We start from the raw sequence: 19353 nt of genomic DNA, 5'->3' as shown, positions 1-19353 counted from the left end.
GCATCGAGATCTGGGTCGACGGCACCGACCCGCCGACCGGGCGCGTCGGGGACCACGGCGAGCCCGTGCCGTTCTGCGGCTGGATCGACCTGCTAGCCGTCCTGTCGGACATCCTCGACACGGCGCGCGACGAAGACGGCGACCTCGGTGCGAGAGCGCAGTCCGAGCTTGGCGAGGACGTTTGAAACATGACTCTCCACCGTCCGGCGCGACACGAACAGGCTCTCGGCGATCTCCGGGTTGGTCTCACCGATGGCCAGGTGCCGCGCAATGCGCTCTTCGGTCCGGGTCAGCGACTCCCAACCGATCCGTGGCCGGTCCCTCGGTGGGCTCGCCACACGCACACCGGCTTGCCGAAATGCCGAGCGTGCGCGGGTCACGTCATGGTCAGCACCGACCTCGGCATAGACACGCAGCGCGGTTTCTGCCAGTCGCCGCGCCTGCTGGCCGTGCGTCTGCCGCGCGATGGCGGCGAGTTCGGCGATCCGGGCGTGATCGAGGTGCCGCACGGTCGTCCCCATCAGGGTTGCGGCGTCCGCGAGCGACTCCGGGTCATCCATTGCCACACCCCGGACCGCGAGCGCCGTCGCTCGCAGATGCGTCACCGGGGCGTTGTGGTCGGCGAGAGCGGTGAGCACGTCGACGACCTCGTGTGCGCGATCCCGCGCGGTCGCGGGGTCGCCGATGCTCGAGACCACGACGGCTCGCGCCAGGTCGACGAGGTCGAGTCCGAGCTCCGCGCTGTCCATCAGCATCTCGGTGGCGCGGAACTCCTCCCAGCCCGCCCACAACACCTCGAACGTCCCGACGAGATCACCGCGCGCCCGCTCCAACTGGCTGCGCCCGCGCCAGCTCCACGCGCGGCCGCGCCCGGCCCACGAGGCGCGGTCGGGGACCGGGTCCAGCCCCGCAGCCCACTCATGCGCGGCCTCCGGCCCGCGCTGGTGATCCAGCACATGCGCCCACAGCCCACGGACGGGCAGGTCGAGCCGCACGTCCATCGACCCCACGAGCGAGCGGTGCGCGTCGAGTTCGGCGGCGATGTCAGCAAGGTTTCCGCTGTGGCTGAGCGCATGGGCGCCGAGCGCGTGCGCCGCGAGGACGCCGGTGCGGTAGTCGAAAGCGGCAGAGATCTGCAGCCCTCGGTGCAGCTGCGTGATGACGTCATCGGTGCGATCGACGTCGGCGAGCGCCACCGCGAGCTGGGCGTGTGGGAAGGGCTCGATGCCGGTCATCGACGGGTGATGGTCGACCTTCGCGACCGCTTCGGACAGCAGCCGGACCGCTTCCTCCAGGTCACCTCGGCAGTTGGCCATCAGCCCCTGGAGGGTGAGCGCATAGATCTCTGCGCCGCGACTACCCACCTCCGCTCCGAACGCAGCCGCTTCCGCGGCCACCCGCCGCGCACCGGCGAGGTCACCGAGCAAAAGGCGCGGCCAGCAGGCGAAAGAGAGCTGCTCGGCACGAGCGGCCGGCTCGAGCACCTGCGACACGGCGTATCCGTCGGCGGCGTCACGGGCCTCGACATGCCGGTGCCGGAGCATCAGCGTGTGCGTCCGGATCGTCGCGAGCTTCGTGAGGGTCGCCGGCGGCACGTCACGTTCCAAGGTGCGCTCAGCGATCTCCCCCGCCTCGACGATCCGTCCGTCGCGCAGCGCCGCGAAAGCCAACCCGGCGCTGGCTGCGGCGTGCTGCGGATCCTCTTCTGCCGTAACGGATTCGACGAGGCGCCACAGCTGGGTAGCGGTGTCCGGGGCGGCCTGCGCGGTCCGCTCGGCGAGCCGCAGCAACCACGGCGCGTCGTGTGCGGCGGCTGGCGCGCGCAGCAGGTGTTCGGCCACCGTCGCCGGCGCCACCTGCTGCGCATCCAGGCGGATGGCGATCTCCCGGTGCAACTCGGCGCGCACGACGCCCGGCAGGTCGTTCAGCAGCACCTCCTGGATCAGCGCGTGCCGGAAGCGGAGCAGCTCGTGCGTGGTCTCCTCGAGGATCCCGGCGGCGAGGGCTTCGCGCAGCATCGGGAGGAGCGAACTCATCGGCTGGTCCGCGACGATCCGCAACTGCGCCATCGGAAAACTGGTGCCGAGCAGCGCTGCGGAGGCGAGCAGCTCCCGGGTCGGCGCACCGAGGTGGCTCAGGTAGCGCATGATCACCATCGAGAGGGACGGCGACGGCCCCGCGGGTGCGTCCAGCAGTGCGTCGCCGTGCGGTCCGATGGTGACCGCGCCGTCTCGCAGCAGTGCACGGACCATCTCGGTGAGGAAGAGCGGGTTGCCACCCGCCGCCGCCAACCGCTGCGCCAAGACGCCCTCGACGCGGCCGCCGGTCAATTGCTCGGTGATCGCCAGGCAGGTGACGTCGGGCAGCGGCCTGAGCGTCATCGTCTCCAGGAGCCCGCGCTCACTGAGCACGCTCAGCAGGTGGTCGAGTGCCGGCGGGGTCTCGTGCTGCGCCTGCGTCCGCAGGGACACGATGATCAGCAGCGGGATCTGCTCGAGAGTCCGGCTCAACCTGGCCAGCAGGCCGAGCGAGGCCAGGTCCGCCCATTGCAGGTCCTCCAGCACGAGCACCGTGGGCGCCGCGGCCAAACGGTCGATCACCGAATGCAGGCGCTCGCCGACGGCGTACTCCGCCGGGCCGGCCAACGCCCGCCGGTCCTCGTCCGTGAGCACCGGCGCCAGGGCGTCGAGCAACAACTGGTGGGTATGACGCCTGGCCATGGCGTCGGCCGATGCCCGCAGCACGGAAGTCGACCGGGGCACCCGGTCCAGAGCGGCGTTGATGAGGAGGTCTTCCCGATGCCGGCCTCGCCGAGCACCGCGATGAATCGGCCGGTCGACGACGTGCCACCGAGCGCGGAGAGCAACGACGCGAGTTCCTGCTCGCGACCCAGGAAGAGATGTCGTGGCGGATCAGGCGGGGCCGTCTGGCGGGTCGCTCCCAGCATGCTGACGACACCACCTCTCAGCTCGCTGCAATCTACGAAGTTTAGTGAGGGGTGACTACCCGTGTCCCACGAATCCGACCGGTACGCAACGGCGCTGCGGCCGTTCGTGCCCCGGCTGGCGTCCGAATGGCTCACCGATCGCCCTGACCTGCGGCATCGCCTGCTGGACGGCACGATGGTCTTCGCCGACATCTCCGGCTTCACGTCGCTGACCGAGCGGCTCGCTCGCCGGGGCAAGGTCGGCGCCGAGTTGATGAGCGACACACTGGATCTCACCTTCGGGACGTTGCTCGCTCCGGCCTTCGAGGACGGCGCAGATCTGCTCAAGTGGGGCGGCGATGCAGTGCTGCTCCTGTTCCGGGGGCAGTCCCACGCCTGCTGGGCCGCTCACGCGGCGTACCGGATGCGGGCCGAGCTGCGAGCACTCGTTTCCAGTGGAGCACTGCCCGTGCCGGCTCCGTTGCGTATGTCGATCGGGCTGCACAGCGGCGAGTTCGACATTTTCTTCGTCGGCGACCCGGCAAGTCACCGCGAGATCCTTGTCGCCGGAACGGAATCCAGTCACCTGGCGGCGGTGGAGCAGGCCTGCGGCGCCGGCCAGATCCTGCTGAGCACCGCAGCGGCCGCCCTGTTGCCGGCGAGCGCGCTGGGTGGTGCCGTGCGAGTCGAGGACTCCGCTGCCTGGTTGCTGCGGTCCTGCCCCGCGGTGTCCGGCACGAGTCCCGAGATGCGGTCAGTCCCGAGCGCGCCGATCGCGGACACGCTGCCACCTGCCATTCGTGCGCACGTGCAGGAGATGGCGATGGAGCCCGAACATCGTTCGATAGCAGTCGGTTTCGTGCAGTTCCTCGGAACCGACCGCTTGTTGCGCGAGGGTGGTCCGGACGCTGCCGCGGATGCGGTCGATCAGGTCGTCTCGACGGTGCAACGAGCCTGCCTCGAGCACGGCGTGACCTTCTTCGAGTCGGACATCGCTGCGGATGGCGGCAAGATCATGCTGACTTCTGGAGCACCACACAGCACCGGTCACCACCTCGAGCGAATGCTGCGCACGGCCACTGAGATCACCGCTCATCGCGGCGAGATCGGGGTGCGGGTCGGGGTCAACACCGGGCATGTCTTCGCGGGAGATTTCGGTCCCGCCACACGCCGGACGTATTCGATCAAGGGCGATGCGGTGAACCTCGCCGCACGGTTGCTCGGCCATGCGGCGGCGGGCCAGGTCGTGGCCACCGAGGCGGCGGTCGCCGCCTGTGACGCCGAGCTCGTCTCGGACGCTCTGGCGCCGTTCACCGTCAAGGGCAAACGCGACCCCGTCCACGCCGTCGTCGTCCACAGCGTGTTGGACCGGCACGTGGCTCAGGTCGAGGCGCCGTTCGTCGGTCGTGCGGACGAATTGGCAACGCTGAGTGGGGCACTCGCCGCTGCGATGGGACGACGGGGGTCGGTCGTCGACGTGGTCGGTGAGCCGGGCATCGGCAAGTCCCGGCTGGTCGCCGAGCTGGCGGTGCCGGACGGTATGACGAACCACGTCACGACGGTCAGCAGCTACGACACGGGCATGCCCTACATCGCAGTGCGCACGCTGCTTCGGTCCGTACTCAGGGTCCATGCACATGACACCCCGGAGGCGATCGCCCTGCGCCTCGCGAGCCGCGTCCAGAGCAAGGCGCCCGAGCTGCTGCCATGGTTGCCGCTGCTCGGCATACCCCTGGACCTGGACCTGACCCCGACCCGTGAGGTCCGGGAGCTGGATCCCAAGTTCCGGCGAGGCCGCATCGAGGAGGTAACGGTCGCCCTGCTCACCGCCCTGCTGCCCGGCCCGACGCTGCTGGTCTTCGAGGACACCCACCTGATGGACGAAGCATCCAGTGCGCTGCTGCACCGGCTCGCCGACGAAAGCCACCGGCAGCCGTGGTGTTTCATGGTGACCCGTCGGTACGTCCCGATCGGCTACGAGCCGGTCCTGGAGGCTCCTTCCGACCTGCGCGTTGCGCTCGCCGCGGTGTCGCCGGAGGCGGCCCTGGAGCTGCTGGAGTCGGTGTCCGGCACGAGGCGTCCGAGCCGGCGCCTGCTGGAAGCGATGGCCGAGCGCGCCGATGGCAACCCGCTCTTCCTGACCTCGCTGGGTTCGATGGCCAGCTCTCCCGCGGCGACCGAGGAGGAACTGCCGGACTCGGTCGAGGCGGTCCTGATCGCCGACATCGACCGGCTCACCCCAGCGGACCGAACCCTGCTCCGGGTGGCCGCGGTCCTTGGCACCCGTTTCGATCCTGCCCTTCTCTCGAAACTGCACCCCGAGCTGGCGCGGGCAGACGAATTGCCGCACCGGCTGGCCGAATTCGTCCGCCCGGTCGAGGCCGGACTCGTGGAGTTCCGGCACGCGATGGTGCGGGACGTCGCGTATGCCGGGCTGCCGTTCCGGCTGCGTCGCGAGGCGCACGAGCAGGTGGCTGTCGCGCTCGAGCAGTCACCAGATCGCGCCGTCGCCACGCCGGCGCTGTTGAGCCTGCACTTCCACGCCGCCGGTATGGCGGACAAGGCCTGGACCTACTCACTGCGGGCCGGCGACGAAGCGCGGGCGAAGTACGCCTACGGACAGGCAGCGGCCTTCTATGCCCGTGCGTTGGATGCCGGCGCGAACCGCTCGGGAACGTCGCCCGCGGAACGCTCCGCGGTATACGTCTCACTCGGCGAATGCCTCGACATGGTCGGGGACTCCGCCGGTGCACACACCGCGCTGCGCCGGGCGCGCCGGGACCTGCGCACGGACGTGGTCGCGACCGCCGAGGTTCTCTACAAGGAAGCGCGAATCACGTTGCGGCTGGGTCGTTATCGTCCGGCGCTCGCACAGCTGACCCGTGCCATGAAGCTGCTCGAAGGAGTGGGCGGGCCGGCTGCCGCTGGAGTTCGCGCGACGCTCGCCATCCGTTACGGGTTCTGCCGCCACTTGCAGCACCGGACGACCGAAGCGCTGCGGTGGGGGCGCCTCGGCGTCCAGTGGGCGGAGGAGTCCGGCGACCGGACGGTGCTCGCGCACGCCTACAACGCCCTGCACCTGGCGTATGGCGCCTCGACCGTCTCCGAGGACCGGCCCTACGGTCAGCTCGCACTCTCGCTCTACGAGCAGCTGGACGACCTGAGCGGGCAGGCTCTGACGGTGAACAACCTCGCGATCGACGCCTACAACACCGGTCGGTGGGACGAGGCCGTCGACGGATTCGCCCGGGTGGCAGGCAGTTTCAGGCGACTCGGTGACGACGCCAACGAGGCGACCGCGCTCTACAACCGTGCCGACGTGCTCGTCACGCAACGCCGCCATACGGACGCACTACCCGTCCTGGACGCGGCACTGCGACTGGCGCTCGGGGTCGACGACGAGGAGCTGATCGGACTGACCTATCGCGAGCAAGCCCGGGCCCGTGCGGGTGTCGGCGACCACGCGGAGGCCTGGAGCCTCTTCGACCAGGCCCGCGCGGTGCTCGACGGTTTGCACCTGACGACCGAGGTCATCCTGCTCGACGCGGCCCGGGCCGAAGCGCTGTTGGACGCGGGACGGCCGGCCGACGCTCACGCGCTGCTGGACGATGCGTTCAAAGCGGCAGAGGCCAGAGCCGCCGATACCCTGGCCAGACTCCACCGGATTCGCGCGCATGCCCTGGTGACACAGGGGCTCCGGGAGGAGGCCGCGGCGGCTGCCCTGGCCGGACTGGACCAGGACACAGGCGATTTCGGTGGTTTCGAGCCCGCGTTGCTTCGACTCGCCCTGGCCGACGCGACCCGCGACACTGATCTGCGCAACGAGTCGCACCGGGTCCTGTCGACCCTGGGTGTTTCACCGACAGGACCCGGCGAGTCAGCGTCCGGCTGATCAGATCGTGCCGCGCACGTCCTTGGCGAAGAGCACGACCAGCAGCAGGTCGCCGGCGTTGTCGCGGGTGCTCGAGACGTAGTCGGTGCAGAAGTCCTGATCGGCACCGATGACGCCCTTGCTCGGGCAGGCAGGTGCGGCCGTCAGCGCGTCCGTCGCCGACTGGGCCCACTGCGCGGTGTAGTGCGGAACGCCGCCCTTGCCGCACAGCGACTTGTCGCAGACGAGCGTCATGCGCGCCGGGTTGTCACGGGTGTAGAGGCCGGTCATGCCGGCGATGAACTGGGTCACCATGTTGCCGCTTTGGCAGTGCGGGGTCCCCGCGATGCACGGCCCGATGGTCATCACAGCGCTCGTGGTGGTGCCGTTCGGCAGGTCGACGATGCCGCAGATCGGGTTGGCCGGGCCGACCGTGGTGCAGCCGGCACCGTCCGCCCCTGCCGTGAGGGCGGAGCTTCCACCCGCGACGACACTGAGCGAGGACTCGACCCGGAAGGCGGCCGAGTTGCCACTCGCGATCTTGTTGCTGTTGGTGGCCACGGCGTGGATCTGCAACGCCGACGTCGCAGTGTCGTACCTCTCGTCCACTGACACGCTGGTGGTGTTGGCAGGGATGACGACCTGGGTGGTGCTCAGCCGGCCGACACTGCTCTTCGGCGAGAGCGCGACAATCGTGTCCTTGTTCTGCGCGGCCGAGAGCGACACCGTGGCCTCGAACTGCACATTCACCGCCGTGAGCACGGTGGGGATGGACGCGCCCGGTGCGCCGTTCAACGCGCTCAGGAGCACCGGGTCGGTCGATGCGCTCACGCTGAGCGTGGCGGTCGGGGGCGGTGCCGCGGAGGCGGGGACGGGCGCCACGAAAACGCCGACCATGGCGAGCGCCGAGAGTATGGCGAGGACGACGCGCGCCCGCAGGGCGCGACTCGGGAAGTACTGAAACATCATGCGGCTCCTAGGGATCGGACAAGCATGCCTCCCAGCGTCGCCGTCTCGCGACGAAAAAAGATCCGTGAACTCACTGAGGTTTCGCACCCGCGGCTCCTACATGCTGCGGTGATGGCCCTGCGGTATGACGTTGAGACACAGGACGACTCGTCCGGCGAGCTCCCACGACTGACGCCGCCACGCCGGGCGCGCATCCCACAGCGAACTGTCCTGCTGGTGGCTTCCGGCGGCGCACTGCTGGCGTTCCTCGACGTCACGATCGTCAATGTCGCGTTTCCCAGCATCCGTGATTCGTTCGGGTCCGCGTCCATCGGCACCATCTCGTGGGTACTCAACGCCTACAACATCATCTTCGCGGCGTTTCTGATCATCTTCGGCCGGCTGGGCGACCTGATCGGACGCCGCCGCCTCTACCTGCTGGGCGTCCTCCTCTTCACGCTGTGCTCGGCGATCTGTGCGCTCGCCCCGTCCGTGGAGGTCCTGGTCGCGGCCCGTGTGGTCCAGGCGCTCGGCGCGGCCATGCTCGTGCCCGCGTCCCTCGCCGTCGTCATTGACGGCTTCCCGGTCGCGAAGCGAGCTCGGGCGGTCGGGTTGTGGTCGGCTGCCGCTGCGGTGGCAGCAGGGCTCGGCCCGCCTATCGGCGGCGCCCTGGTCGAGGCAGGCGGGTGGCGCTGGGCCTTCTGGGTGAACGTTCCGCTCGGTGTCGTCGCCTGGTTACTGGGCCGTCGGCACTTGGTTGACAGCCGGGCACCGGGGCGGCGCCGGCTACCCGACATACGAGGTGCGCTGCTCCTGACGGGTGCGCTCGCACTGGCCAACACGCTGATCATCAAAGGCTCCGAATGGGGCGGCTCCAGCATCAAGGTGTGGGCCGTCGCGGTTGGTGCGGTGCTCCTCTTCGTCGGCTTCGTGCTCAGCTCCGCGCGGCACCCTGTGCCGGTGCTGGACCTGGCGATGATGCGCGACCGCCCATTCCTGGTCGCCAACGTCGCCACTCTCATCGCCGGTGTCGGGTTCTTCGCCTACATGCTGACGAATGTCCTGTGGTTGCAATATGTTTGGCACTACACCGTGCTCGAGTCCGGGTTGGCGCTGGTGCCCGGCGCGGTCGTCGCGGCGGCGACTGCAGGACTGCTCGAACCTGTCGCGGAACGTCTCGGTTATCGGTGGGTGATCGCGGCCGGCTTCGTCGTCTGGGTGCTGGCTTACGTCTGGTATGTCGAAGCGGTCGGCACATCACCGGCCTTCCTGGCCGAGTGGCTTCCCGGCCAGCTCATCAGCGGTGTCGGCGTCGGCGCCACCCTGCCGCTGCTTGCCTCCGCCACCCTGGTCACCCAGCCCGGCGACAAGTTCGGCACCGCGTCGGCGGTCATCTCCAGCACCCGGCAGGTCGGCGGCACCATCGGGGTCGCGCTGCTCGTGGCGATCCTGGGTACGCCGACGGCGCTGACCGTGGTGCAGGACCTACGGGACGGCTGGACGATCAGCATCCTCTGCTTCGCTGCCGGAGCGGTGATCACCCTGTGCCTCGGACCGATTCGGCATCACGCAGGTGATGTAACGGCGACCGCGGCGGGGCCTTCTCGGGTGCGGGAGCCGGACACGTCCTCGGTCGTGCTGAGCCGGGACCTCCCACCGGAGGAGCACTCGCTCTTCCGCCGACTGCCCGAGGCCACCCGGGCGCAGCTAAATGCGGCCGCCCCGCGGCGGACGGTGTCCGCCGGAGACTGGCTACTGAGTCACGGGGACGCTGCAGACCGGATGTACGTCCTGCTCACCGGACGTGCGGAAGTGATCGTCGGGGACCAAGTGGTGCGCGAGCTGGGGCCTGGAGCAGTCATCGGGGAGCTGGCGCTGCTCACCGGCGGCCGGCGCTCCGCGTCCATTCGCGCTCGGCGCGATTGTGAAGTCCTCGAGATCTCGAAAGCGTTGATGGACAACACGATTGCGCATGATCCGACCGCTCTGTCGGCGCTGGTGACGGTGCTGGCGACCCAGCTCGCGGACGCCCGCCCTCCAGTCACGCGCACCGCATCCCGACCCGGTCTTGTCGCGGTCATCGGTGCCGGGCCCGGCGCTCCCGCCGATGCGGTTGCCACCGTGCTGCACGCAGCCGTCGGCCGGCGCCTTCGGGTCGCGTTGCTTCCGGGTCGAAGCGGTCGTGCGGAGATCGATCGCGCCGAGTCGGACAACCAGTTGGTCATCGTCGTCAGCTCCACCCAGGACGCGGAATGCGCTGCGCAATGCTCCCGCGAGGCCGACGTGGTGGTGCTGGTCGGGCGCACGGCCGACTCACCGCCGGCCGCTGCACTGCCGATGCACGCCCGGCCCGAACTCGTCCTCGTCGGGAGGGCGACGGCGCGGCGCGACGCCTGGTTGCAGGCTGTCGACCCGTGGCGTGTCAGCGACCTCACCGACCAAGAGATCGCGGGATGGGTCGTGCCGGCCGGCATACAGGGCCTGGCCGACCGACTGTCCGGCGAAGCAGTTGGGCTCGCCTTCGGCGGCGGCGGTGCGCGTGCGCTGTCCCAGATCGGCGTGCTGCTCGAACTGGAGGCCGCGGGAGTCCGGGTCGATCGGCTGGCCGGCACCAGCATGGGTGCGGTCCTCGCTGGCATGTACGCCACGGGTGCGACTGCGGACGAGGTGAGCGACACGGCATACCGGGGGTTCGTCCGGGAGAGCATGCTGAGCGACTACCACTTGCCACGCACGTCGCTCGCGCGTGGGGCACGCGTGCACCGGGCGCTGCAGCGGACCTATCGCGACCTACGGATCGAGCAACTCCCGCGCGGGTTCCGCTGCGTGAGCACAGATCTGCTCACGCGCACCTCGGTGGTGCACCGCAGTGGGTCGATGGCCGACGCGATCGGCGCGTCCTCGCAATTGCCCGTTCTGTTGCCGCCGATCGCCCGGGACGGCCGGCTGCTGGTGGACGGCGGAGTGCTGAACAACCTCCCGGTTGACACCCTGACCGAACGCAACGAAGGCCCGATCATCGCGGTCGGCGTCTCGATGGGCGGCGAGCGGCGCACGCCGGTGGCGGGACAGCCCGCTCGACTGGTCCGCGTCCCGCCGCTGGGCGAGACATTGCTGCGGACGCTGATGATCGGCGGCGGCACACCCGCCGACGCGGCGCGGCTCGGTGCGTGGGTCCTCACCCCGCACTCCATGGGCGTCGGGCTCCTGGAGTTCCACCAGTTCGACCGGATGGTCGAGTCCGGCCGCGCCGCCGCTCGAGACCTGCTCGAGCAGACCGGTGGCGACCTCTCCTCGGTCAGCTGACCCGGGCGGGCGCGAAAGCCGCTGAGCTGCGGGCATATCCGATCGCGAGCACGGCCGCTCCGGCGATCAGCGCGAAGTTCGTGCTGAGCGTGGCCGCGAAACCGCCGGCCAGCACCACGATGCCAGGGTGCATCGACCACAGCAGGCCCGCGCCGCGGCCGGGGCCGGACATCAGCGCGCCCGGCGCCGGCCCCTTGTGCGCGTAGAGCAGTTGCCCGCCGGCGACCAGAGCCACGATCGCGACGGCGTATGCCGCAGCCGAGCCACCCGAACCCGTGACCAGGCCGACGACGGTCGCGATGACGAATTGCGCCACGACGAGCGGCGCCAGGTGCAGCACCGACTCGTGGATCCAGGTCAGGCCGAGCAGCGACTGGTCGCCGGCAGCAGCGGCCTGCCCCTGCAGCCCACGGGTCAGTCCGGTCGCGCCGATGTGCGTGACGACCACCAGGATCGGCAGCAGCAGTGGGGAATTCGCGTGCTGGACCGCGTTGAGCCCGGCCAGCGCCACGGCCACCATTTCGAGGACCACCCAGCCGAGGGACGACCAACCGGTCCGCAGCAGGCCGGTGACGTCGGCGAGGATGACCGTCAGGTGCGGACCGGCGATCCGGATCCGCTCCGGCTTGTGCCGCAGCTTCAGCGAGAACGCCTGAGCGCGAGCGCGCCGCGTGTCAGACACGATCAGCGAAGAGGTCACCGCTTCGGACAGCAGCGACTGGGTCAGCAGCTTGTGTCCCGGCAGTGCCTCGACCAGCGGCCAGCTCGCCATACCGGTGAGCGGTGCATGACCACGCACCTGACCGCGCAGCCACGCCTGCACGATGACGATGCCGCCGAGCAGACCGAGCACCACACCGACCGCGAGCGCCACGGCCGAACCGCCGGCCATCGTGTAACCGATCGGGATCGCGGCGCCCAGGCACAGGCAGGATGTGATGACCATCAGCTGGCTGCCCCACCAGGCGTCGCGCAGCGTTACGCGCCGCGGCAGGTCGGTGGCGACCACGAACTCGATGTGACCCGGCTCCGGCAGCACCGGCCCGCGTGCACCGCCGACCTTGAACGCCACCGCGGCGACGAGCAGCACGGCCAGGACTGCGATGCCGGTGGCCGCAACCGGTTGCCTCTCGACCCAGTGCAGGATCTGCGGCCATTCCTGGAAGACGTAGTGCGCAAGGACCGACCCGTAGACGGTGCCGACCAGAGCGGCCAGGTAGGCGCCGAAGAGCGCCGAACCCATCGGTCCGCCCTCACCGCGGTAGCGCAATTCGTAAGCGTCCGAGAGGCGTTCGCGTTCCTCTGGGGTGCCGCCGCGCGCCATCAGGCGCCCTTCGGAAAGCTGACGGTCCTGGTCGCGGTCGACTTGGCCAGCTCCCTGTCGTGGCAGACCCACACGACCGACCCGCCGCTGGCGACCCGCTCGCGCAACACCTCACCGAGCAGTGCCCGGCGGTCCTCGTCGAGTCGCTGCTCGGGCTCGTCCAGCACCAGCAGGGCGGAGGGGCGCAGCAACACCATCGCGAGTTCGACGAGTTGCCTTTGACCCGAGGACAGTTCGGACAGGAAGCGGTTGCCGAAGCGGAGTATGTCGAGCCGGTTCAGGATCGCCGCGATGCGCTCGCCGGCGCCGTCGCGATCACCACCCCAGGTCTGGTCGATCAGGATCAGGTGGTCGGCCACCGTCAGGTCGCGATAGCCCGCGACCGGGCCGATCAGCGGCGCGATGACCCGACGGGTCGCCTGGTCGCGCTCGTCGATCGGCTGGCCGTCCATCATCACGCTGCCGCTGGTCGGCGCCAGGTTCCCGGTGAGTACCCGCAGGAAGGTGGTCTTGCCGGCGCCGTTCGGGCCGAGGATGGCGATGTTCTCCCCGGCCTTCACGGTCATGGACGTCGGCGGCAGCATGGTGACCTCACCCTGCACACAGGTGACCTTGTCGATCTTGATCCGCTCGAATTTCGGTGCGGTAGCTATCTTTCCGCTCATGACAGCCACCCCACGTGGTTGTGCAGGAGCGCGTAACCGACGAAGGCGACCGAGTCCAGGATCGCGTGGGTGATGATCAACGGAAGAATTCTCCTGGTGCGTAGATAGACGGTGCCGAGGATCAGCCCCATCACGATGTTGCCGGCGAAGCCGCCGAAACCTTGGTAGAGGTGGTAGCTGCCGCGGATGACCGCCGAGCAGACGATCACGACCGGCAACGGCCAGCCTGCCTGACTCCAGCGGGTGAAGAGGTAGCCGACCATCACCACTTCTTCGACGATCGCGTTCTGCAACGCCGAAAGCAACAGCACGGGGGTCGCCCACCAGTTGCTGCCGAGATCGGCGGCGACCACGGTCGTGTTGAAGCCGAGGTCGCGCGCCACGACATACAGCACGAGGCCGGGTATGCCGATCAGCGCCGCCAGTCCGAGGCCCCACGCGAAGTCGCGGGCGGGGCGCGCCTTGTCGATGCCGAGATAGGTCGTCGACCGCCGTATCTCGCGCCCGAGCAGGTGTATGGCGAGCAGCGCCGGCACGACGCCGAGCGCGACCCCGACCAGCTGGTAGGTCAGGTCCAGCCACGACTGGGTGGCCTGCGAGTTGTTCAGCGACGAGGTCTGCTGATTGAGCGCGACGTGCGACTGCAGATCACGGATGATCGACAGGATCGAGTAGATCGCCGACGCGCCCAGGCTGAGCAGCAGGACCAGGACGGTCTCGGTGACGAGGGTGCGCGGCGGGAGCTTCGACTCCGGCACCGTGAGCGGTCCGCGCCACAGCGTGCGGAGTTCACGCGTCAGGGCCGTCACCCGGCCATATAACCACCCGAGCCTGGGTCGACGCAGGTGCGTCGCCCAGGCTCGGGTGGTGTCGATCAGGTTAGGACTACCGCTGGCGGTGGTCCCAGTGCTTGAATCCGGCTGCCTTCGCTGCCTCCTCGTCGGTGAACCACACCTCCGCGACCGTCCGCGAGTAATGCGGACTGTCCTCGGTGTGGAAGAGCATCGAGTCGGCGTTGCCTTTGATCTTGTGGTGGTCCGACGGTGCACTCCCGTCCTCGCGAGGCGACGCAGCGCCCGGACCGAACTGGTCCTGCATCGGGTCGTGCCCGGCGGCCTGCGCCGGTGCCGCAGTGGCGCCCGACAAACCAGCGGCACCGGTTGCAGCGGTGCTGTCCGACGGTGCGGTGTCCGACGGTGTGCTGGCCGAGGCGGCACTGCCCGACGACGCGGCGTCGGCCGTGTGACCCGTGGCTGCGGTTCCGGTCAGGCCCGTGACTGCCGGCCCGGTGTGGCTGGTACCGACGGTGTATGACGTGCCACCGGATGCAGACGATGCGCCCGATGTGGAGTCAGGTCCGGAGCCGGACTGTGCCGAGTCGGACGGCGCCGAGTCGGACGCCGTGCCCGAGCCGGAGTCTGCTGCGGAGGGAGTACCCGCCGCGGACGTCGAGGCCGGCGCGGACGCAGTGCCTGCCGCGGACGCGGAGCCCGAGCCTGCCGGTGCCTTGCCGCGCTTGTCACGGTCCCAGTGGGCGAACCCGGCGGACGTCGCCGCTGCCTCGTCGCGGAACCAGACCTCGGGCTTCGTCGCGGCATACCGCGGGCTGTCCTCGGTGTGGAAGAGCATCGAGTCGGCGTTGCCCTTGATCGGGTAACCGGCCGGTGCGGAACCGTCCGGCTTCGCCGAAGCGGCACCGTCACCGAAGCGTTCGGTCATCGGGTCCTTGCCCGAGGCCGAGGCGTCGGCGGACGTTCCGCGGGAAGCCGAGTCGACGGAGTAGCCGGCGCTCTGTCCCGGACTCGCCGCCGTGGGCGTCCCGCTGTCCGCGGGTGCTGTGCTCGCGGCCGAACCGGCCACCGGTGCTGCGTGCGAGGGAGCTGCGTCCGCTGGTGCAGCAGCCGCAGCGGCACCGTCAGCGGGCGTGGAGCCCGCCCCAGTGGCGCCGCCCACTGTCTGCGCGTCGCCGACCGTTTGCGCGTCACCCGCGCCCACCGTCTCCGAGGTCGACCCGGACAGCGAACTCGGCTGGCTCGCAGCCGAATCCGTGGATCCAGCCGTACTGTCGCCGAACGGCAGCTTGTCGTCGTCCGCAGCGGATGTCGCGTCGCTCCCGGTGCCGGATGTGTTGTCACCTACGGAGTCGGTCGCTGACGAGTCGGTCACTGAGGACTCAGTTGCCGATGACGTGCCTGTCGCGCCCTCAGCACCTTCCGGGCTGATGGTGCCGGACGCCGGGTGCTGGACCTGGGTGCCCTGGATCTCGTTGTCACTGTGCCGAGTTGCGGCGGCCGGGCTCTGTGACGGAGCGTCGGCGCTGCGCGGTGCCGGGTCGTCGTTCTCGCGGGCGATCTGCTCGTCGGTGCCTGGTCCGCGATCAGTCGACGCGTCGCCCGGGCCGGCCGTCGACGCATCACTGCCTGAGGCGGTTTCGCCGGTGGGCGAGTGTGCAGTGTCCACGGCGTCGTGCACGTCGTCGAACTCGTCAGAGCCGTCGGCCGGCAGGGCCGAGTCGCTGCTCGTGCCGTGCTTCGGCTCGCCCGCAAGTGGCATGGCTGAGGTGGGCGCATCGTGGGCATCGCCAGAGCCGACCGGCTGGTCACTATCTGTCACCGGCAGAGCACTCGTCGGTGCGTCAGCACCGGACGTGTCAGCCGTTCCGGTCGCACCGGCACTGTCGCCGGAGTTGGCGGAGGTGTCGGTGTTGCTGAGATCCGAAGCGCCACCGGTCGTCGCCGCCGAGTCTGTCGACGCATCGGCACGATCACTCGAGCTCCCGGCGGCAGCACCCGCTGCGCCGACATCCGCTGCGCCGGCGCCGGCCGCAGCCGCGGTCCCCGCGGCGGCAGTTGAGCCGGCACCGGAGGATCCCGTACCGCTGGCTCCGGACCCGGTGCTTCCGGTGTTCGTTCGGCCCTCAGCGGACGCGTGTCGCCCGCCCTGCCCCTGCCGCTCAGCGGAAGCGCTCTTCGAGCTCCTCCCACGCATCAAGAACCAGATGATCAGCGCGATGATGATGATCGCAATAATGATCCAAACCCACACCATTTTGACCGACTCCCTTCATGGAGAACGTCGACAGATGTCGGCGTCCGGACACGGACACCGATCACCATTCCTCTCCTATCCCTCCCTAAGCTGGCCGTCGTGTCAATACTCTTCCGTCACTCGCGCATCTTCACTGGGTATGCCGGCCGGCCATTCGTGACCGCGATCCTGGTCGAAAACGGCCGAATCGCCGCGATTGGCGAGTCCGACGAGCTCGCCACCGCTCACGCACCCTCGGAGGTAATCGATTTGCCGGGCGTGCTCGTGCTTCCGGGCATGCACGATGCGCACATCCACACCGCAGGCATTGCCCGGTCCCTCGCCGCGGTCGATCTGCGCGAGGCTCGCTCGCTGCAGGAGGCCCTCGATCGAGTGCGCGAGCACGCCGAGCTGTTGCCCTCGGGGAGCTGGATCTTCGGCGGCCGGTGGGACCACAACAAGTGGGAAACGCGGGTACAGCCGACCGCCGCGGACCTCGACTCCGTCAGCGGTGATCATCCGATTGCGCTGTCCAGCATCGACGGCCACACGATGTGGGCCAACTCTGAGGCGATGCGCCAGGCCGGCATCGACGCGCAATGGCCGGACCCGGCCGGCGGTATGGCGGTGCGCGACCAGCACGGCAACCCCACCGGCATCCTGCGCGAGACGGCACAAGACCCGATCGGAGAGGTCGCGGCCGGACCTGCCGCCGGCGACCTGGGCGAGATGCTGCTGGCTGCGCAGACCCTGCTGCTGTCGGTCGGGCTGACCACCGTGACCGACCTGAATGGCGAAGAGGCCCGGGCGGCATACCTCGCCCTCCACCGGATGGGCCAGCTCGCGATCCGCGTCGTGAAGGGCATCCCGATCGAAGCGCTGCAGACCGCGATCGCCGAGGGGCGTCATACGGGCGACGGCGACGACTGGCTGCGGACCGGCCCGGTCAAGCTCTTCAGCGACGGCGCTCTGGGCTCGCGCACCTGTCACATGAGCCGCGGCTTCGCCGACGACACCAGCAACCTCGGTATGGCGGTCATGACCCCACAGCACCTGTATGACGCCGCGCACGCCGCCGTCACGGCCGGCATCGCCGTGGCGACCCACGCCATCGGCGACCAGGCCAACCACGTCGTGCTGGACGTCTACGAGCAGATCCGCCGCGACACCGGCACCAGCCTCCCGCTGAGCATCGAGCACGCGCAGTTCCTTCAGCCCGGCGACGTGGCGCGCCTGCGGCGGTGGGACGTCACCGCCTCCATGCAGCCCACCCACTGCACCAGCGACATCGATCTGGTTCGGACCCTGTTGCCGGACCACGACCTGGTCGCTTACGGATGGCGCAGCGTGCTCGACTCCGGTGCGGACCTGGCTTTCGGGTCCGACGCGCCCGTGGAGGAGGCGAATCCGTTCCACGGCATACACGCCGCAGTGACCCGGCAGCGCGCCGACAACACTCCCGCGGGTGGCTTCCAGCCCGGCGAGCGCGTCACGGTGGCCGAGGCGATCGCCGGTTACACGACGGGTCCGGCGAAGCTCACCGGCTCCGCCGATCACAAGGGCACCCTCACGCCCGGCATGCTCGCCGACTTCATCGCCGTCGACACCGACATCACCGACCCGGCGATCCTGGCCGACGAGCCGGTGCGCATCCGCGACACCCAGGTGCTGCAGACTGTCGTGGGCGGCGAAACCCGTTGGCAGCGCGACTGATTCAGTCCGGCTGATCGTCGTCGGGCGGAACGGTGTAATAGGTCCAGGTGACGTCGATCAGGGTGCGCTCGACGTGCGACCTGGTCGGCGGCGGCATACCTGGTTGACTCGGTGGGTGACTCGTGGCGACGAGTCCGCCGATGACAGTGGTGGTTTCGGTCGCATCGCCGGTCACCTCGTGGTCAGGGTGCTCCCTGCCGTAGTTGCATCGCTCGCAGAGACCTTGGCCGTTGCGCTCGGTCGTCGGGCCGCCTTCGGCATACGGGGTGATGTGGTCGATATGCCGAATCGGGGCTGAACAGAACGGGGTTCGGCAGGTCTGATCGCGCAGCTTGATGAATTTGGCGAGCAGGCCGGTGTAGCAGCGCGCCCGCGACTCCATGCCGACCAGGTCGCCGGAGCCCGGGAAGGTGAACAGCCGCCGCACCTTGATCTTCTGCTCGGGGTCGCCCACCCATTCGCGGGCCAGGTCGGCGGGGATCGGACCGTAGTCGGGGACGTATGCCGGCGCATCGCCAGTAAGGCTGTCCAGCGACATCATGAGGTTGACTTCGACGTCCGGGTCGTCCGCGGCTGCGCGACCGGTGACGCGTTCGACGAGTGCGTCGGCCATGACCTGACCACGCGGATGTTCAGGTGTCGCATGGGCATTCGCGTATGCCGATAGTGCGGCGAAGCAGGCCACGCCGTCCTTGACAGGAAGGAATGCGGTCAGCCGCGTCATGCAGTCCGGCGCCGGGCGCAGCGTCACCCGACGCTCGGACTCGGCACGCGCTCGGCGCGCGGCGACAGCCTCCGGATCGAGCCGGTAAGCGTGTCCGCGGGCCGAGCTCTCCAGCTGTCGATGGCTCACCGTGCCGAGCTGGTCGGCCACAGCGGCATCGACCGCCGCCCGATCTTCCCGGGACAGGCACGCGGTCTCGCGGCACAACGCGGTGGCATCCCACTCGGAGATGACTCCGGCAGCCAGCGCGTCGCGGGTGTGTGGCATCTCCTCAGTCACTGCGTGCGCGAGACCGAGCAGTCGCGACCCCAGGTGCGGTGCGCATCGGCGCGCCACAGCCACTTTGGCGCCGACCTCGCGGGCGGTGTCCGCCTTCGAGATGCCGCGGGGGACATCACGCGCCAGCTGGTCCTCGTGCACGGCCACCGCCACCCGCGCCTGTCGCGCGGTGAGTGCGTTCTTCAACTCCTCGCACGCTCGGATCTCGGCGAGCAGGTCATCGGTGTCGACTGCTACGTCACCGTCAAGACGGTCATGGAACGCGCGCACCGCGGATGCGTCGAGAGCACCCGAAGGGGTCTCGGTCACATCCTGCAGTGTGTCGTTCATGTGTTCGAGTATTTCACGAATTTTGTTGCAGCACAACTGCTTTCGAATTCGAATGTTATCCACATCCCCTTCGAAACCATGTCCTTGTGCACAGAGCAGACGTGATCGGTTGACAGAGTGTCGATCGATCCGATTTCGCCGGACTATCTCGGCCCGAGCATCCGGGCAGCGTTCGTTCAGGTCGATGACGAGGCCAGCGATTTCTCGAGCAACGTCACGCTGAACCATGGCCCATTGAAG

The 19353-nt window shown here is 69.3% G+C and carries 10 protein-coding genes; 3 read left to right on the top strand and 7 right to left on the bottom strand.

Features of this window, described 5'->3' with window-relative positions; translation table 11 throughout:
- Nucleotides 1-92: 92 nt before the first annotated feature.
- Nucleotides 93-2771: an ATP-binding protein gene (locus ACFQDH_RS05915; protein ID WP_465253891.1), complete on the bottom strand. Its 2679-nt coding sequence runs from the start codon at nt 2769-2771 to the stop codon at nt 93-95.
- Nucleotides 2772-3008: 237 nt separating this feature from the next.
- On the opposite strand from ACFQDH_RS05915, the gene ACFQDH_RS05910 reads away from it, so the two are divergent.
- Complete coding sequence (locus tag ACFQDH_RS05910; RefSeq protein WP_382399378.1) at nt 3009-6818, top strand: adenylate/guanylate cyclase domain-containing protein; 3810 nt, start codon at nt 3009-3011, stop codon at nt 6816-6818.
- On the opposite strand, the gene ACFQDH_RS05905 is transcribed toward ACFQDH_RS05910, so the two are convergent.
- Complete coding sequence (locus tag ACFQDH_RS05905) at nt 6819-7766, bottom strand: hypothetical protein (protein WP_382399376.1); 948 nt, start codon at nt 7764-7766, stop codon at nt 6819-6821.
- Between the two features lie 111 nt (nt 7767-7877).
- Between ACFQDH_RS05905 and ACFQDH_RS05900 the strand changes: the two genes are divergently transcribed.
- A complete protein-coding gene (locus ACFQDH_RS05900; protein ID WP_382399374.1) occupies nt 7878-11051 on the top strand; it encodes an MFS transporter in 3174 nt (1057 codons plus the stop codon).
- Here the strand turns inward: ACFQDH_RS05900 and ACFQDH_RS05895 are convergent.
- From ACFQDH_RS05895 to ACFQDH_RS05880, 4 genes are all read right to left on the bottom strand, one after another.
- Complete coding sequence (locus ACFQDH_RS05895; RefSeq protein ID WP_382399372.1) at nt 11044-12375, bottom strand: hypothetical protein; 1332 nt, start codon at nt 12373-12375, stop codon at nt 11044-11046. The genes ACFQDH_RS05900 and ACFQDH_RS05895 overlap by 8 nt on opposite strands.
- Complete coding sequence (locus tag ACFQDH_RS05890) at nt 12375-13040, bottom strand: ABC transporter ATP-binding protein (protein WP_382399370.1); 666 nt, start codon at nt 13038-13040, stop codon at nt 12375-12377. The genes ACFQDH_RS05895 and ACFQDH_RS05890 overlap by 1 nt, the downstream gene beginning before the upstream one ends.
- The gene (locus ACFQDH_RS05885; RefSeq protein WP_382399368.1) at nt 13037-13849 is read right to left on the bottom strand and encodes a CPBP family intramembrane glutamic endopeptidase; all 813 of its coding nucleotides are present in this window, start codon (nt 13847-13849) and stop codon (nt 13037-13039) included. Before ACFQDH_RS05885 ends, ACFQDH_RS05890 begins: the two co-directional genes overlap by 4 nt.
- Before the next feature lie 76 nt (nt 13850-13925).
- Nucleotides 13926-16088, bottom strand: coding sequence for a sunset domain-containing protein (locus ACFQDH_RS05880; protein WP_382399366.1), 2163 nt, complete (start codon nt 16086-16088; stop codon nt 13926-13928).
- A 99-nt stretch (nt 16089-16187) separates the two neighbouring features.
- Between ACFQDH_RS05880 and ACFQDH_RS05875 the strand changes: the two genes are divergently transcribed.
- A complete protein-coding gene (locus ACFQDH_RS05875) occupies nt 16188-17780 on the top strand; it encodes an amidohydrolase (protein WP_382399364.1) in 1593 nt (530 codons plus the stop codon).
- A 1-nt stretch (nt 17781) separates the two neighbouring features.
- On the opposite strand, the gene ACFQDH_RS05870 is transcribed toward ACFQDH_RS05875, so the two are convergent.
- The gene (locus tag ACFQDH_RS05870) at nt 17782-19113 is read right to left on the bottom strand and encodes an HNH endonuclease (protein ID WP_382399362.1); all 1332 of its coding nucleotides are present in this window, start codon (nt 19111-19113) and stop codon (nt 17782-17784) included.
- Between the last annotated feature and the right edge of the window lie 240 nt (nt 19114-19353).

Source organism: Flexivirga alba (assembly GCF_042661025.1).
GTDB classification, from domain to species: Bacteria; Actinomycetota; Actinomycetes; order Actinomycetales; family Dermatophilaceae; genus Flexivirga; species Flexivirga alba.
The sequence above is the reverse complement of the archived record's forward strand: the minus strand, read 5'-3'. Positions and strand labels throughout refer to the sequence as shown.

Bases quoted from the DNA above. Each gene is read 5' to 3' on its own strand.
- ACFQDH_RS05905 (WP_382399376.1), bottom strand. From the start codon at position 7,766: ATGATGTTTCAGTACTTCCCGAGTCGCGCCCTGCGGGCGCGCGTCGTC.
- ACFQDH_RS05900 (WP_382399374.1), top strand. From the start codon at position 7,878: ATGGCCCTGCGGTATGACGTTGAGACACAGGACGACTCGTCCGGCGAG.
- ACFQDH_RS05895 (WP_382399372.1), bottom strand. From the start codon at position 12,375: ATGGCGCGCGGCGGCACCCCAGAGGAACGCGAACGCCTCTCGGACGCT.
- ACFQDH_RS05890 (WP_382399370.1), bottom strand. From the start codon at position 13,040: ATGAGCGGAAAGATAGCTACCGCACCGAAATTCGAGCGGATCAAGATC.
- ACFQDH_RS05880 (WP_382399366.1), bottom strand. From the start codon at position 16,088: ATGGTGTGGGTTTGGATCATTATTGCGATCATCATCATCGCGCTGATC.
- ACFQDH_RS05870 (WP_382399362.1), bottom strand. From the start codon at position 19,113: ATGAACGACACACTGCAGGATGTGACCGAGACCCCTTCGGGTGCTCTC.